At 73.1% G+C, this 14,398-nt stretch carries 12 protein-coding genes, 2 tRNA genes and 1 pseudogene; 6 read left to right on the top strand and 9 right to left on the bottom strand.

Annotated features, from left to right (window positions below):
- Positions 1-15: 15 nt before the first annotated feature.
- A complete protein-coding gene (locus AB0G28_RS24855; protein ID WP_361093342.1) occupies positions 16-522 on the bottom strand; it encodes a hypothetical protein in 507 nt (168 codons plus the stop codon).
- Positions 519-3,347 (bottom strand): tetratricopeptide repeat protein, encoded by a 2,829-nt coding sequence (locus AB0G28_RS24850; RefSeq protein WP_361093339.1) that lies wholly within the window; start codon positions 3,345-3,347, stop codon positions 519-521. Before AB0G28_RS24850 ends, AB0G28_RS24855 begins: the two co-directional genes overlap by 4 nt.
- A 122-nt stretch (positions 3,348-3,469) precedes the next feature.
- On the opposite strand from AB0G28_RS24850, the gene AB0G28_RS24845 reads away from it, so the two are divergent.
- Both AB0G28_RS24845 and lexA read left to right on the top strand, forming a co-directional pair.
- Complete coding sequence (locus AB0G28_RS24845) at positions 3,470-3,595, top strand: hypothetical protein (RefSeq protein WP_361093336.1); 126 nt, start codon at positions 3,470-3,472, stop codon at positions 3,593-3,595.
- A gap of 93 nt (positions 3,596-3,688) precedes the next feature.
- Positions 3,689-4,342 (top strand): transcriptional repressor LexA, encoded by a 654-nt coding sequence (gene lexA, locus AB0G28_RS24840; protein ID WP_361093333.1) that lies wholly within the window; start codon positions 3,689-3,691, stop codon positions 4,340-4,342.
- Between the two features lie 9 nt (positions 4,343-4,351).
- Here lexA and AB0G28_RS24835 read toward each other — a convergent pair whose 3' ends face one another.
- Positions 4,352-5,557: a cytochrome P450 gene (locus AB0G28_RS24835; protein WP_361093330.1), complete on the bottom strand. Its 1,206-nt coding sequence runs from the start codon at positions 5,555-5,557 to the stop codon at positions 4,352-4,354.
- Between the two features lie 100 nt (positions 5,558-5,657).
- Between AB0G28_RS24835 and AB0G28_RS24830 the strand changes: the two genes are divergently transcribed.
- Both AB0G28_RS24830 and AB0G28_RS24825 read left to right on the top strand, forming a co-directional pair.
- Positions 5,658-7,106, top strand: coding sequence for an MFS transporter (locus AB0G28_RS24830; protein WP_361093327.1), 1,449 nt, complete (start codon positions 5,658-5,660; stop codon positions 7,104-7,106).
- A 111-nt stretch (positions 7,107-7,217) separates the two neighbouring features.
- A pseudogene (locus AB0G28_RS24825) lies at positions 7,218-7,974 on the top strand (SDR family oxidoreductase).
- A 121-nt stretch (positions 7,975-8,095) separates the two neighbouring features.
- Here the strand turns inward: AB0G28_RS24825 and AB0G28_RS24820 are convergent.
- Positions 8,096-8,848, bottom strand: coding sequence for a class I SAM-dependent methyltransferase (locus tag AB0G28_RS24820; protein WP_361093524.1), 753 nt, complete (start codon positions 8,846-8,848; stop codon positions 8,096-8,098).
- A 107-nt stretch (positions 8,849-8,955) separates the two neighbouring features.
- On the opposite strand from AB0G28_RS24820, the gene AB0G28_RS24815 reads away from it, so the two are divergent.
- Positions 8,956-9,555, top strand: coding sequence for a TetR family transcriptional regulator (locus AB0G28_RS24815; RefSeq protein WP_361093324.1), 600 nt, complete (start codon positions 8,956-8,958; stop codon positions 9,553-9,555).
- A 162-nt stretch (positions 9,556-9,717) separates the two neighbouring features.
- Here AB0G28_RS24815 and AB0G28_RS24810 read toward each other — a convergent pair.
- Positions 9,718-9,789 (bottom strand) — tRNA-Val (locus AB0G28_RS24810).
- A 41-nt stretch (positions 9,790-9,830) separates the two neighbouring features.
- Positions 9,831-9,905, bottom strand: a tRNA-Val gene (locus AB0G28_RS24805).
- A gap of 198 nt (positions 9,906-10,103) precedes the next feature.
- Between AB0G28_RS24805 and AB0G28_RS24800 the strand changes: the two genes are divergently transcribed.
- Positions 10,104-11,549: a DHA2 family efflux MFS transporter permease subunit gene (locus AB0G28_RS24800; RefSeq protein ID WP_361093321.1), complete on the top strand. Its 1,446-nt coding sequence runs from the start codon at positions 10,104-10,106 to the stop codon at positions 11,547-11,549.
- 180 nt (positions 11,550-11,729) lie between these two features.
- On the opposite strand, the gene AB0G28_RS24795 is transcribed toward AB0G28_RS24800, so the two are convergent.
- The 3 genes from AB0G28_RS24795 to AB0G28_RS24785 are packed head-to-tail and all read right to left on the bottom strand — an operon-like array spanning position 11,730 to position 14,322.
- Positions 11,730-12,371 carry a helix-turn-helix domain-containing protein gene (locus AB0G28_RS24795; RefSeq protein ID WP_361093317.1) on the bottom strand — a complete coding sequence of 214 codons (642 nt, stop codon included), beginning with the start codon at positions 12,369-12,371 and terminating at the stop codon, positions 11,730-11,732.
- Between the two features lie 53 nt (positions 12,372-12,424).
- Positions 12,425-13,309, bottom strand: coding sequence for an alpha/beta hydrolase (locus AB0G28_RS24790; protein ID WP_361093314.1), 885 nt, complete (start codon positions 13,307-13,309; stop codon positions 12,425-12,427).
- Positions 13,306-14,322, bottom strand: coding sequence for an SDR family NAD(P)-dependent oxidoreductase (locus AB0G28_RS24785; protein WP_361093311.1), 1,017 nt, complete (start codon positions 14,320-14,322; stop codon positions 13,306-13,308). The genes AB0G28_RS24790 and AB0G28_RS24785 overlap by 4 nt, the downstream gene beginning before the upstream one ends.
- Positions 14,323-14,398 lie beyond the last annotated feature (76 nt).

The raw sequence follows: 14,398 nt of genomic DNA, 5'->3' as shown, positions 1-14,398 counted from the left end.
CGATTTCCTCGCCGGTCAGCACGCCTCCTGGGCCGACGGCTCGTCACCGTACCCGGGCCGCGCGAGCAGCACGGTGGCGAAGAAGCGCCCGTCCCAGTCTTCGCCGTCCTCGCCCGGCTCGTCCGGTGTCACGGGCCGCCAGAGGGCCAGGCGCAGGCCGGGTGCGCGGTAGGTGTGCCCGTTCTCCTCCTCGGTGACCGCCGTTCTCGCGCGTAGCGCCGCCACGACTTCGTCGGCCGGTGTCCGGAAGAGGTCCAGTCCTTCGTAGATCACCGCGTCGGTCTCGTCGGGGCTGCCGAGCCGGATCGCCTCGACGCGGCCGGACTCGTCGAAGTGGCAGTCGATCGACATGCCCGACGGCCGCTCGACGCCCCAGCCCGGGCGGCCGCCCCGGAACCCGCACAGCACCACGGGTTCGCCGAGCCGCCGGAGCGTCTCCAGCGTTTCTTCGCCGGTGGCGCCGATGCGCAGCGGCCCGGCGGCGCCAGGCGGCCGGAGCCGGATGACCAAGTCGGATGTCATGGCGTCGCACCGCCCTTTTCCGGAGACGAGCCGAGCAGGGCGCGCACGTCGCCGGCCTCGGGGGTGCCGAGCGCCGTGAAGGCGGCCAACGCCGCTTCGAGGTGAGCCTTCGCGTCAGTGTCGTTGCCGTCCGCCAGGTACACCCGGCCCAGGCCGTGGTGGGCCCGGGCGCGCTCGTGCAGGTGCCCGGTTCGCCGGGCCAGCTCGAGCGCCGCCTCGTACCACTCGGTCGCCTCGGTGCCGGTCTTCGTGGCGGCGATGTCGTTGAGCACCGAGACTTCGAGGTTCGTGTTCCCGCCGGTCGTGGCGAAGTCCAGGGCGCGGCGGAAGTGGTCACCGGCTTCGTCGAGCTGTCCCAGGCCGACGTAGGCGCTGCCCAGCGCGGCGAGCACGGGCCCGCCGAGTCCGGCCGACCCCAGCTCCCGCGCGATCGCGCCGCTGCGGTTCAGGTGGCCGATCGCGGTCCGGTGGTCTCCGCACCAGTCGTAGTGCTGGCCGAGGTTGCACAGCGCGATCCCTTCCAGCAGCGCGTGGCCGGTCCGGCGCGCGGCGGCGAGCGCGAGCCCGTACTTCTCCCGGGCGGCCGGGCGCCGGCCGCGCATGTCGTCGATCGAGCCGAGGCCATTGTGAGTCATGCTTTCGAGCAGGTCGTTCCGCTGGTCCAGCGCGATCGACAGGGCCCGCTCGAGGTGACCGGCGGCTTCGTCGTAGCGGCCGAGCCGGATCAAGGCCATGCCGACGCCCTGGCCGGCGAAACCCTGTTCCGGCGTGCCGGGGCGGGCCGCCGCGAGCGCGGCCGTGTGGAGGGTGACTGCCTCGTGGTAGTGCGCCCCGACGTCCAGGTACCGCCACAGCGTGGCCGCCAGCCGGACCACGTGCCCCGCCAGGGCTTCCGGGGCGCTCGTGGCCAGCGTCAGCATGGTGGCCCGTTCCGCGTCCAGCCAGACCCGCGCGGCGTGGCTGTCCGCGAAACGCGGTTGCGGCCCGGCCGACCGCCCGGCCGGCGGCCGCACATACGGCTCGTGGGGCGAGTAGAGCTCCATCGCCGCCGACGCCCAGCACAGGTAGTGGTCGAACAGCCGGGTCGACGCGGCGAGCCGGGTATCGGGGCCGTCGGTCCGGACCGCGAGCTCGGCGGCGTAGAGCTTGACGAGGTCGTGCATCCGGTACCGGCCCGGCGGGTTCTCTTCCAGGAGGTTGGCGGCGCACAGCACGCGTAGTGGCCGGGCGTCCCCGAGCAGGGCGATCGCGGCCGCGCGCTCCACGTCCCCGGTGGGCACCAGCCCCAGCAAGCGGAACGCGGCCGCCGAACCCGGGTCGAGGGAGTGGTAGGAGGCGTCGAACACCGCACGCAGGCTCGCGGTCAGTTCGCCGGTGTCCAGGGCGTCCAGCCGGCTTTCGCGCAGTTCGGCGGCCAGCGCGGCCAGCCGCCGGCCCGGCTGGGCGGCCACCCGGGCGGCGACGATCGCCAGGGCCAGTGCCATTCCCCCGCACTGGCGCAGGATTTCCCGGCCCGCCTCGGGTTCCGCGGCCAGCCGGGCCGCGCCCAGCTTGTGGGCGAGCAGTTCCCGCGCCTGGTGGTCGTCGAGGGTGCGCAGCGGCAGCGCGCTCGCGCCGTGGGTGGTGAGCAGGCCGCCGAGCTCGTGCCGGCTGGTGATCAGGACCGAACAAGCGGATCCGCCGGGCAGCAGCGGGGCGGCGTGGGCGGTGTCGCGCGCGTTGTCGAGCACCACGAGCAGCCGTCGCTGGGCCGTGAGGGTCCGGTACAGCGCGGCCTGCGCGTCCGGTTCCGGCGGGATCGACGCCGGGGCGACGCCGAGCGCGCCGAGGAACCCGCGGACGGCGCGCTCGGCGGGCACCGGTTCGTGGGCCGGGTCGAAGCCGCGGAGGTCGACGTGGAGCTGCCCGTCGGGGAAGCGGTCCGCGTGGCCGGCCGCCCACCGCACGGCCAGCCAGGTCTTCCCGAGGCCACCCGCGCCGGAGATGACCGCCACCGCGCCTTCGGGGGCGAGCATCCGGTCGAGCGCCGCCAGTTCCGCGGTGCGGCCGGTGAACGACGATGGCGCGGCCGGGAGCTGCCGGGGCACCGGCCGCCCGGCGTCCGGCCCGCCGCCGGCCAGGATGCGTTCGTGCAGGCCGCGCAGCCGCGGCCCCGGGTCGGCGCCGAGCTCGTCCGCCAGGCGCGAGCGGACCCGTTCGTACTCGCGCAGCGCGTCCGCCGGGCGGCCGTCGAGGAACAGCGCCTCGATCCGCTGCGCCGCCGCCCGTTCGCCGGTCACGCCGTCCGGCCCGGACCGGGCGAGCACGGCGGCGTGCGCGCCGGTGCGCAGCCGCAGGTCGTCGCGGTCCAGGACGGCCGCTTCGTGCTTGCGCTCCAGCTCGCCGCGGACGCCGTCCACCCACGGCGAGTCCAGTTCGCGCAGCGGCGTTCCCCGCCACAGCGCCAAGGCTTCGTCGTACAGCGCGAGGGCCGCGTGGTCGTCCGCCGTCGTCCGGGCCCGCGCCAGGAGGCTTTCGAACCGGTGGACGTCCACGGTCAGCGGGTCGGCGGCGAGGACGTAGCCGCCGCGGTCACGCTCGATCGTCACACCGTCCAGCGCGGCCAGGACCCCGCGCAGGCGGGACACGTACCCGTAGAGGGTGTTCCTCGGCTGCCGGGGCGGCCGCTCCCCCCACACGCGGTCGACGAGCCGGTCGACCGGCACGACCCGGCCGACGTCGAGGAGCAGCACGGCCAGGACGTCACGCTGGCGCGCGTGCCCGACGTCGAGCCGGGTGCCCCCGGCCACGACCTCGACGGCGCCCAGCACCCGCAGGTCTGCCACCACTGACCCCCTCCCTGCTTCCAGGCCTAGCGGATCGGCGGCGCCCGGACAAGACCTGTTCAAGGTTTTCCGAAGGGCTCCCGCGCACCGTGGGACACCGGACGGCAACCGAAGGAGCTGTGATGATCAACGAGACCTACGCCCGGACCCGCATCGCCGAGGTCCAGCGCGAGTATGCGGCGGCCCGGCGCTGGCGACGGCGGCTGAAGCGCCTGGTGGACCGCATCCGCAAGCGGGACACCGGGTAACCCGCCCGTCCGGGGACGTGCCCTCGAGGGGTGGGCACGTCCCCGGACGGGTGAAGGTCGGGCGGGCGGGCCGCTGCCTCTAGGATTCCGCCGGTGACCACCTACGACGACACGTTCGAGCACCTCGACCCTTCGGCCCTGCCGCCGCGGCAGCAGCGGATCCTCGTCGCGATCCGGGACTGGGTGGTCCAGCACGGCTACTCCCCCAGCACGCGCGAAATCGGCGAGGCCGTCGGCCTGCAGTCGACGTCTTCGGTCTCGAAGCACCTGGCCGCCCTCGAGGAGAAGGGCTTCCTCCGCCGCGGCGCGACCGTGTCGCGTCCGATGGACGTGCGCGCGTTCCTGCACGGCAGCGCCGCCGCCGAAGACGGCGACTCGGTCCCGGTGCCCGTGGTCGGCGACATCGCCGCCGGCACGCCGATCTCGGCGGTCGAGCACGTCGACGACGTCCTCAAGCTGCCGCGCGACCTGACCGGCCGCGGCACCGTCTTCGGCCTGCGCGTCCGCGGCGACTCGATGATCGACGCGGCCATCTGCGACGGCGACATCGTCGTGGTGAAGCAGCAGTCCGAAGCGCACTCGGGGCAGATCGTCGCGGCGATGATCGACGAGGAGGCGACGGTGAAGGTGTACCGCCGCCGCGACGGGCACGTGTACCTCGAGCCCCGCAACCCGGCCTACGACGTCATCGACGGCGACCGCGCGGTGATCCTCGGCGCGGTCGTCTCCGTGCTGCGCAGCGTCTGAGCCGCCCGGTCACCAGGTGACCGGCAGCTCGTAGACGCCGTACACCGATCCGTCGTGCTTGAAGGGGATCTGCTCGACGGCGGTGGCGAGCGCGAGCGTCGGGATCCGCCGGTACAGCGTGCTGTAGACGACCTGCAGCTCGAGCCGGGCCAGCGGCTGCCCGAGGCACTGGTGGACGCCGAAGCCGAAAGCGACGTGCCGGTGCGCGTCGCGGGTGAGGTCGAGGCGGTCGCCGTCCGGGAACGCCGCCGGGTCGCGGTTGGCGACGTCGTTGGCCATGATCATGCCCTCGCCCGCGCGGATCACCCGGCCGGCGATCTCGATGTCCTCGAGCGCGACGCGGCGGCGGCCGTTGTGCGTGATGTTCAGGTAGCGCAATAGTTCTTCGACCGCCGACGCGACCAGCGCCGGGTCGTCGCCTTCGCGCAGCAGCGCCAGCTGGTCCGGGTGCTCCAGCAGGGCGAGGGTGCCGAGCGCGATCATGTTCGCCGTCGTTTCGTGGCCGGCGATGAGCAGGAGCACGCCCATCTGCGCCGCCTCCGTCCGGGTCAGCTCGCCCGCGTGCACGCGGGCGGCCAGGCCGGACAGCAGGTCGTCGGCGGGCGAGGCGAGCTTCTCCCCCATCAGCCGATCGAGGTAGCCGGCGAGTGCCTGGTGCCCGGCGCCCCGCTCCTCGGGTGTCGCGTCCCGGCGGATGATGACCTTGCTGTTCTCCTGGAAGAAGTCGTGGTCGGCGTACGGCACGCCGAGCAGTTCGCAGATCACCAGTGACGGCACCGGCAGCGCGAACGCCTCGACGAGGTCGACGGGGTTCGGGCCGGCCAGCAGCTCGTCGATCAGCTCGTCGACGATCTTCTGCACGGCCGGGCGCATCGCGGCGACCCGGCGGATCGTGAACGGCGCCGTCACCATCTTGCGCAGCCGCGCGTGCTCCGGGTTGTCCATCAGGATGAAGCCGATCCCCGGGCCGCCCTTCGGCAGCGGCGCCGGGCTCGGGTAGCCGGGCCGGGTGACGTCGGCACTGACCCGCGGGTCGGCCAGCAGCGCCCGTTGTTCGGCGTAGCGGGTCACCAGCCACGGGGTGCTGCCGTCCCACAGCTTGACGCGCGCGAGCGGCGCCTCCTCCTGCAGCGCGCGGGCCGCGGGCGGCGGGTCGAACGGGCAGCCCGCGGCGCGGGTCATCGGGAAGGCGGGGATCTCGGCGGTACTCGTCATGGTTCCTCCGCGGTGGCCGTCGGTTCGTGATCAGTCAACCGAAGACTGCTACGCTAAGTCAAGCGACTGATTTAAATGCTATTCGACGGAGGACCCGCCCGTGCCCGACTCATCCAGACCCGCCCGGGAGACGCGTGCGAACGTCGTCGTGGCGGTCCTCGCCCTCGCGGGCATCACCGTCTCGCTGATGCAGACGCTGGTCATCCCGCTGATCCCGGCCCTGCCCCGGCTGCTGCACGCCTCCGCCGCCGACGCCACCTGGGCCATCACCGCCACCCTGCTCGCGGGCGCGGTGGCGACGCCGACCATGGGCCGGCTCGGCGACATGTACGGCAAGCGCCGCATGCTGCTCATCAGCCTCGGCGCACTCGTCGCGGGCTCGGCGATCGGCGCGCTGTCCGACAGCCTGGTGCCGATGGTCGCCGGCCGGACGCTGCAGGGCCTCGCCGCCGGAGTCATCCCGCTCGGGATCAGCATCATGCGCGACGAGCTGCCCGCCGAGCGGCTCGGCTCCGCCACGGCGCTGATGAGCGCGTCGCTCGGCGTCGGCGGCGCACTGGGCCTGCCCGCGGCGGCCCTGCTGGCCGAGAACGCCGACTGGCACGCGCTCTTCTGGACCGCGGCCGGGCTCGGCCTGGTCGTGACCGTGCTCGTCGTGGCGCTCGTGCCGGAGTCGCCGGTGCGCACCGGCGGCCGCTTCGACGTACCCGGCGCGGCCGGTCTCTCGATCGCGCTGGTGTGCCTGCTGCTGGCGATCTCGAAGGGCGCCGACTGGGGCTGGGGCAGCGTGGCGACACTGGGGCTGTTCGCCGGCGCGGTCGTCGTCCTCCTGCTCTGGGGCCGTTGGGAACTGCGGACCGCGCAGCCGCTGGTGGACCTGCGGACGACCGCGCGGCGCCAGGTGCTGCTGACGAACATCGCGTCCGCGGTGTTCGGCTTCGCGATGTTCGCGATGTCGCTGGTCCTGCCGCAGCTGCTGCAGCTGCCGTCGGCCACCGGCTACGGCCTCGGCAAGTCGATGCTGGTGGTCGGCCTGGTGATGGCCCCGTCCGGGCTGGTGATGATGGCGCTCGCCCCGGTGTCCGCGCGCATCACGGCCACGCGCGGGCCGAAGACGACGCTGATGCTCGGCGCGGTGGTGGTCGCCGCCGGGTACGCCCTCGGCATCGTGCTGATGAGCGCGACCTGGCACCTCGTGCTGATTTCGAGCATCATCGGCGCCGGCATCGGGCTCGCCTACGGCGCCATGCCCGCGCTGGTGATGGGGGCCGTGCCGGTCTCCGAGACCGCGGCCGCCAACAGCCTCAACACGCTGATGCGCTCGATCGGCACGTCGGTGTCCAGCGCCACGGCGGGATTGGTGCTCGCCCGGCTGACGATCCACTTCGGACCCGTGACTTTGCCTTCGCAGAACGGTTTCCGGCTCGTGCTGGGCATGGGCTCGGCGGCGGCCCTCGTCGCGCTGGCGGTCGCCGCGTTCCTGCCTCGGCGTTCCCCGGCGGCTCCGGCTCCCGCGACGCCCGAACCGGCGGCCGTCGCGGGCCGCTGACCGGGGGTCCGCGCGGCGGTGCGCGTGTGGTGCGCGGCCGGTCAGCGCCGGGCGGAAACCTTCGGTCAGCGCCGGGCCGCCACGGCCCGCACGGACCCGGAGGAGCCGGAAATGACGAGGAACGCTTTGGTGACGGGAGCTTCGCGGGGCATCGGCCGGGCGATCGCCCGGCGCCTGGCCGCCGACGGCGCGGTGGTCGCCGTGCACCACGGCGGCAACGAGGTCGCGGCCAAGGAGACCGTCGCGCTGATCGAGGAAGCGGGCGGCCGCGCCTTCACGGTGTACGCCCGCTTCGGGGAAGCCGGCGCGGTCGACCGGCTGGCCGATGCGGCCATCGACGCCTTCGGCGGCGGCCTGGACATCCTGGTCGGCAACGCGGGCATCAGCTCGCACAGCACGATCGGCGAGCTGACCGAAGCGGAACTGGACCGGCTGCTGGACATCAACGTCAAGACGCCGGCGTTGCTGATCCGGCGCCTGCTGCCGGCGTTGAACGAAGGCGGCCGGATCGTCCTCGTCGGCTCGATGGCCTCGCGGATCGCCGTGCAGAGCCAGATCGGCTACACGGTCAGCAAAGCCGCGGTCGAGGCACTCGCGCCGACGCTGGCCAACGAGCTCGGCCACCGCGGGATCACGGTGAACACCGTCGCGCCGGGGCCGATCCGGACGGACATGACGGAGCCGATGCTGTCGATCCCGGAAGCGGCGGCCGGCCTCACCGCGATGACGGCACTCGGCCGGATCGGCGAGCCGGAGGACGTCGCGGACGTGGTCGGGTTCCTGGCCCGGCCCGGACGGCCGCTGGATCACCGGCCGCACGCTCGACGTCTCCGGCGGCACGTTCCTCGGCCCGATCGCGCCCGCCTGAGCGGGGTGGCCGCCCGGGCACGCCCGGGCGGCCAGGCCGTCGAGGTGGATCTCGCCTTCACCGTGGTGCCGGGCGACGAACCCGGCCCTCGTGCGGCTGGGGTGTCCCCAACTTCTTCTTGTCAAGCCTTCCGCGCGACGACAGCGAGCGTCGCGTACGGCAGCACGAACCCACCACCGAGCCCGTCGATGGCGGCACCGACACCGTCGAGCACGTCGGCCAGCGCTTCCGGAGCCAGCCGGGTCAGCCCGCCGGTCGTCGGCAGGAAGTCGAGCCATTCATCGCGGCTGTAGGACCGCTCCCACTCGAACCGCCACCGCTCGGGCTCATCGAACCCACCGGCGTCCCGAATCCCGTCGGCGAACTTCGCGAACATGACGTCATAGATCTCGGCGGCACTCCGCGACTCCCCCGCGAACGGGGAGCCGGGCAGAACCCGCCGCAAGCCGTCGGCGAGGGCGTCCGCCACCACGGCCGGCGGCTGGAACACGTGCGCGAACACGGCGAGCAGCCCGCCGGGCCGCAGCACCCCGGCAGCCTTGGCCGGACCGGCGACGGGATCGACCCAGTGCCAAGCCTGACCCGAGACGACGGCATCGAAGGTCCGCCCGGCCGGTTCCCAGTCCTCGAAGGTCGCGACCTCGACGTCGATCCCGGAACCGCGCGCGAAGGCGGCCATCCGCGCATCGGGATCGACACCGAGCACCCGGCACCCCGCCGCGCGGAACTGCCGCGCCTCGATCCCGGTGCCGCATCCGACGTCGAGAAGGTCGGCACCAGGGCTCTCGGCGACGACCCGGGCAACCAGTTCAGCGGGATACTCGGGCCGGGCACGGTCGTAGCGATCGACGTCGACGCCGAAGGACTCGGCCATCGAGCGAGCTTCATGAGGCAAAGTGGGCATGCGCCCACCTTAGTGGGCGCATGCCCACTAAGACAACCACCCGAGCGTTCGCCGAGGGCGTAGCGGAGAATGACGCCATGCCGACCGGAGTCCACTTGCGAGACGTACGCAAGCAGCTGTTCGACGCGGCGGACCGGGTCCTGCTCCGGGACGGCCCCAATGCCCTGACGAGCAGAGCGGTCACGGCGGAGGCGGACGTCGCCAAAGGCGTGCTGCACCGCCACTTCACGGACTTCGACGCCTTCCTGGCCGAGCTGGTCACCCACCGCATCACCCGATTGAAGGACCAGGAAGCACTCCTGCAGGCGAGCGCGGGAACACGAACAGTGGCGGACAACCTCACAGCCGCCGTGACAGAGCTGTTCGACCCGATCTCACTGGCCCTGGTAAGCCTGCTGTTCGCCCGCGACGAGCTCCGCAACCGCCTACGCCGACCAGGTGAGGGCCTCCCCCTTTTGGCCGAAGCCCGAGACATGCTCACGGCCTACCTGAAAGCCGAACGCGAACAGGGCCGCATAGCAGCGGACGCGGAGGTGAGCGCACTGGCACTGTCATTGATCGGCGCGGGTCACCTCCTGTTCGCAGGCCGCCGCAAAGGAACGCTCCCCGAAGACGCCGAGCTGAGGAAAGTGGTCGACACGATAATCGCCGACGTGGTGCAACGCCGACTGCTGTAGAAGTCCGAAGTGGACAAACCCGTACGCCCACAACCCAACGGGACCACGGGCAGGGGTCCGGAGGCTTGCCCCCGGCGGGGATGTGGGGGCTCGGCCCCCACAAGACACGACGAGAGGGTCATGTTCGCGCTTTCCGCGAACATGACCCTCTCAACCGTCTCGTGGGCGATACTGGGATCGAACCAGTGACCTCTTCGGTGTGAACGAAGCGCTCTCCCCCTGAGCTAATCGCCCGTCGTACGAACTTCCACGAGGTCCGAAGGGGGCCGGACTCGTGGTGCGCGATACTGGGATTGAACCAGTGACCTCTTCCGTGTCAGGGAAGCGCTCTCCCGCTGAGCTAATCGCGCGCTGCGGAACTTCGTACTGGCGGAAGCATATCGGACGCCTTCGCGGGGTCCACACAGGGGGTGGGGGTGGGAAAACGCCGTGACACGAACCTGCGGAAACGGGCAGACTGCGAAGGACATCCGCCTTCATCCCGACCGTCGCCGGCGCCGAAGGCGGCCATCCGCCGGCGCGGCCGACCTGGGGAGCTCCCGACCTCGATGACCGAAACCGTGTCCACCCCGTCCGCCGACGTGCACCGCGCTCCCGCGCGTTCGGGACTCCTCATCGGGGTCCTCGTGCTGTCGGCGTTCGTGATGATCCTGAACGAGACGATCCTCAGTGTCGCGTTGCGCGAGCTGACCGTCGACCTCCGTGTGCCGACGACGACGGTGCAGTGGCTGACCAGCGGGTTCCTGCTGACCATGGCCGTCGTCATCCCGACGACCGGGTTCATGCTGGAGCGGTTCTCGCCGCGGCAGGTGTTCCTCTTCTCGCTCTCGGCGTTCAGCCTGGGCACGCTCCTGTGCGGGCTCGCGCCCGGGTTCGGGATGCTGATGGCCGGGCGCGTGGTGCAGGCGTGCGGCACGGCGGTGATGCTGCCGCTGCTGATGACGACGGTGATGCGGCTGGTGCCGCCGGAGCGGCGCGGCGCGACGATGGGCACGATCACGATCGTCATCGCGGTCGCGCCGGCGATCGGGCCGACCATCGGCGGTGGCGTGCTTTCGCTGGGCTGGCGCTGGATGTTCTGGATCGTGCTGCCGCTGGCGGTCGCCGCGCTGGTGGCGGGCGGGGTGCTGCTGCGGCTGGACGGCGAGCGCCGCCGGGTGCCGCTGGACGTGCCGTCGGTGCTGCTGTCCGCGATCGGGTTCGGCGGCCTGCTGTACGGCCTTTCCTCGACCGGCGAGCAGGCCGGGGCGGAGCCGCCGGTGCCGCCGTGGGTCCCGATCGTCGCCGGTGTCGTCGCGCTGGCGGTGTTCGTCTGGCGCCAGCTGCGGCTGCAGCGCCGCGACCGCGCCCTGCTCGACCTGCGGCCGTTCACGCACCGCAGCTTCGTGGTCGCGCTGGTGCTGACCGCGCTGCTGTTCGTCTGCCTGATCGGCGGGGCGGCGATCCTGCTGCCGTTGTACCTGCAGACCGTGCTGCACACGAGCACGTTCGTCAGCGGTCTGGCCGTGCTGCCCGGCGGGCTGGTGCTGGGCCTGCTGGGCCGCCCGGTGGGCGCGCTGTTCGACAAGATCGGCGCGCGGCCGCTCGTCATCCCCGGGGCGGCGGCGATGGCCGTTTCGCTGTGGCTGTTCACCATCCTGGGGCCGACGTCGCCGCTGATCGCGGTGATCGGGATCCACGTGCTGCTGATGGCCGGGCTGGGGCTGATGATGACGCCGTTGTTCACCGAGTCGCTCGGCTCGCTGCCCGATCACCTCTACCCGCACGGCAGCGCGATCCTCTCGACGCTGCAGCAGGTGGCCGGGGCACTCGGCACGGCGGTGTTCGTCAGCGTGGCGACGCTCGGCAGCCAGGACACCACGGCGAGCAGCCCGGACGGTTCGGGGCTGCGGGCCGCGTTCATCGTCGCCGGGGTCTTCGGCACGCTCGCCTTCGCCGGCACCTGGCTGATCCGCCGCCGCACCCCCGCCGAGGCGTCCACTTCGGACAGCTGATCCCGCGCGTCCGAGGTTCGCCGGCACCGGCCCGGATGCGCCCCAATGTGGCGGGGGGGGGGGGGGGCCCCCCCCCCCCCCCAACGCCACATTGGGTGCGTCTGACGCAACCAACGCCACATTGGGGCGCTTGGCCCGGAGTGACGCGACCGGCGCACCGTCCACAAGGGACGGCGCGGGTCAGGCGGCGGGGGTCACCGGGGCCAGCAGCAGCCCCGTGATCGCGTCGATCAGGCCGGTTCCCGCGTCGTCCCAGCTCGCCCGGGGCGTCGCCGTGCCCTCCGCCAGTGCCCGCTCGCGCTCGGCCGTCATGTGGATCATCAGCTGGCGCGCCATGTCGCCCCGCTCGGCCCGGACCTCGGGCGGCAGGCCGTCCAGGCACCGGTTCAGCCCGTCGACCGCGCGGGCGAGCGCCGGCGAGGACAGCGACTCCTCCACGACGATCGGCCGCAGCACCGGGTCGGTCATGACCTGGGCGCTGAACCGCGCGAACCACGTCGGCGAGCCCAGCTCCCCCAGGTAGGTCGTGGACGGGAGGACCAGGCACGCCACCCAGTCGCGGAGGTCGCCGTCGCCGTCGACCGCCTCGACGAGCTCGGCCCGCAGCGCTTCGATCCGCCCGAAGTGCTTGCGGGCGATCGCGCGGACCAGGTCGACCTTGGTGCCGAAGTGGTAGTTGACCGCGGCGTTGTTGCCCTGCCCGGCCGCCTCGCTGATGTGCCGGTTGGACACCGCGTGCACCCCGTGCTCGGCGAACAGCCGCTCCGCCGTGACGAGGATGCTCTCCCGCGTGGCGCTCGCGCGGTCCGTCTTGACGTTCATCCATCCCACCCGGTCACCCCGACGATCTGCCGGTCCCCACCTTACGGAGCCCGTCACCGGAGCCGTCCCAGCCACGCCCGGGCCGTGGCCAGGTAGCGGCGGCTGAACTCGGTGGCGGGCGCCCAGGCCTCGAACCCGTGCGGCCCGCCGGCCACGACGTGGAACGTCGTGTCCACGCCGGCCGCGCGCAGCCGGCGGGCGTATTCGGCGGCTTCGTCGTGGAACAGGTCGATGTCCCCGACGCCGATCCAGGTGTCCGGCAGCCCGGCGACGTCGTCGCGGCGGGCGGGCACGGCGTAGTGCGGCACGACCGGCGCACCCGGCTCGGTCCCGAGGTAGGCGCGCCAGCCGAAGCGGTTGAGGCGGTTGTCCCAGACCCGGTGCCCGGCGTCGTCGAGGCCGCGCCGGGCCGCGGTGCGGTCGTCGAGCATCGGGCAGAACAGCCACTGCGCGCGCGGCCGCTCGCCCTCGTCGTGCAGGCGCTGCCCGAGCGCCGCCGCGAGCCCGCCGCCCGCGCTCTGGCCGCCGACGACGATCCGGTCCGCCGCGACGTGGCCGCGCAGCCACGTCCAGGCGGCGTGGGCGTCGTCGAGCGCCGCCGGGTAGGGGTGTTCCGGGGCGAGGCGGTACTCGGCGGACACCACGGTGATGCCGAGCTCGCGCGCCGTCTCCGCGCAGAACCGGTCGTCCTGGGCCGCGCCGCCGATGACCAGCCCGCCGCCGTGGATCCACAGCAGCGTGAGATCCGACTGCGGTGTGTCCGGCCGGTACACCCGCAGGCCGGGGTGCAGCTCGACGGCGACACCGGGTACCGACGGCGGGCGCATCCACGCCGTCGCCGCCCGCACCAGGCGCCGCACCCAAGCCCGCTCCAGCGGCAGGCGCGGCATCCGCCGGACCCGGCCGCGCAGCTCGGGCGCCACCGCGGCCAGGTTCACTGCACCGACCAGCCGCCGTCGGACGGCAGCAGGGCGCCGTTGACGTTCACCCCGTCGTCGGCGAGCAGGAAGGTGATCGACGCGGCCAGCTGCTCGGCCGTGGCGATCGGCGGGATCAGCCCGAGGAAGGCCCCGACCCGGCCCTGCCCGAACTCCGACGGCTGCGCGGGCATCGCGATGCCGGTCGCGACGCCGCCGGGGGCGACGGCGTTGACGCGGATGCCGTGCGGCCCGTACATGAAGGCGCAGCTGCGGGTGATGCCGACGACGGCGTGTTTCGAAGCGGTGTAGGCGATTCCGGCGGCCGAGCCGCGCAGCGCCGCTTCGGAAGCGACGTTCACGATGGCGCCGGAGCCCGCCTCCAGCATCGCCGGGACGACCGCGCGGATCAGCCGGAACGTCCCGTCGACGTTCACGGCGAAGACGCGCCGCCACAGCTCGTCACTCACCTCGTGGGCCGGCGAGAAGTCGTCGACGATGCCCGCGACGTTGGCCAGCCCGTCGATGCGCGGGCCCGCCGCGGCGAGGATCCGCGCGACACCGCTCTCGTCGGTGATGTCGGCGGGCACGGCGACCAGCTCCGAAGACCCGAGCTCGGCGGCGAACTCGTCCAGCCGGCCCGCCGAGACGTCGACCGCGACGACCCGGCCGCCTTCGCGGGCGATGCGCGACGCCGTCGCCCGGCCGATCCCGGACGCCGCACCGGTCACCACGACCGTCCGGCCCTCGAACCGGCCGGGCACGATCCGCTCGCGCCACCCCGCCTGGACGGCCCCGGGCGCCGGGGTCACCCCGTCGTTGGCGCGCGTCACCAGGTCGTCGACGACCTCCTGGGCGAGCCGGCCCTGGCTGAGGGCGACCAGCTGCCGCAGCGGCAGCAGGCGGACCGGCGCGAGGACGGTCTCGTCGACCCCGGCCTCGGCGAGCAGGGAGCGGATGAGCGGGCCGCCGTCGGGGTGCGCGACCCAGTCGCCGATCGGGGTGTCCGCCGTGAGCGATTCGGTTGTCGTCATGAGCGGAGCATACCTCAATTTAAGTCAACTGCTTGACTTATCTTGGCGAGAATCCGGTGACGCCTGGCAGGAGAGC

It is taken from the genome of Amycolatopsis sp. NPDC021455 (assembly GCF_040640995.1).
In the GTDB taxonomy this organism is placed as follows: Bacteria; Actinomycetota; Actinomycetes; order Mycobacteriales; family Pseudonocardiaceae; genus Amycolatopsis.
Note: the sequence above shows the minus strand (reverse complement) of the source record. Positions and strands in the feature narration are given on the sequence as shown.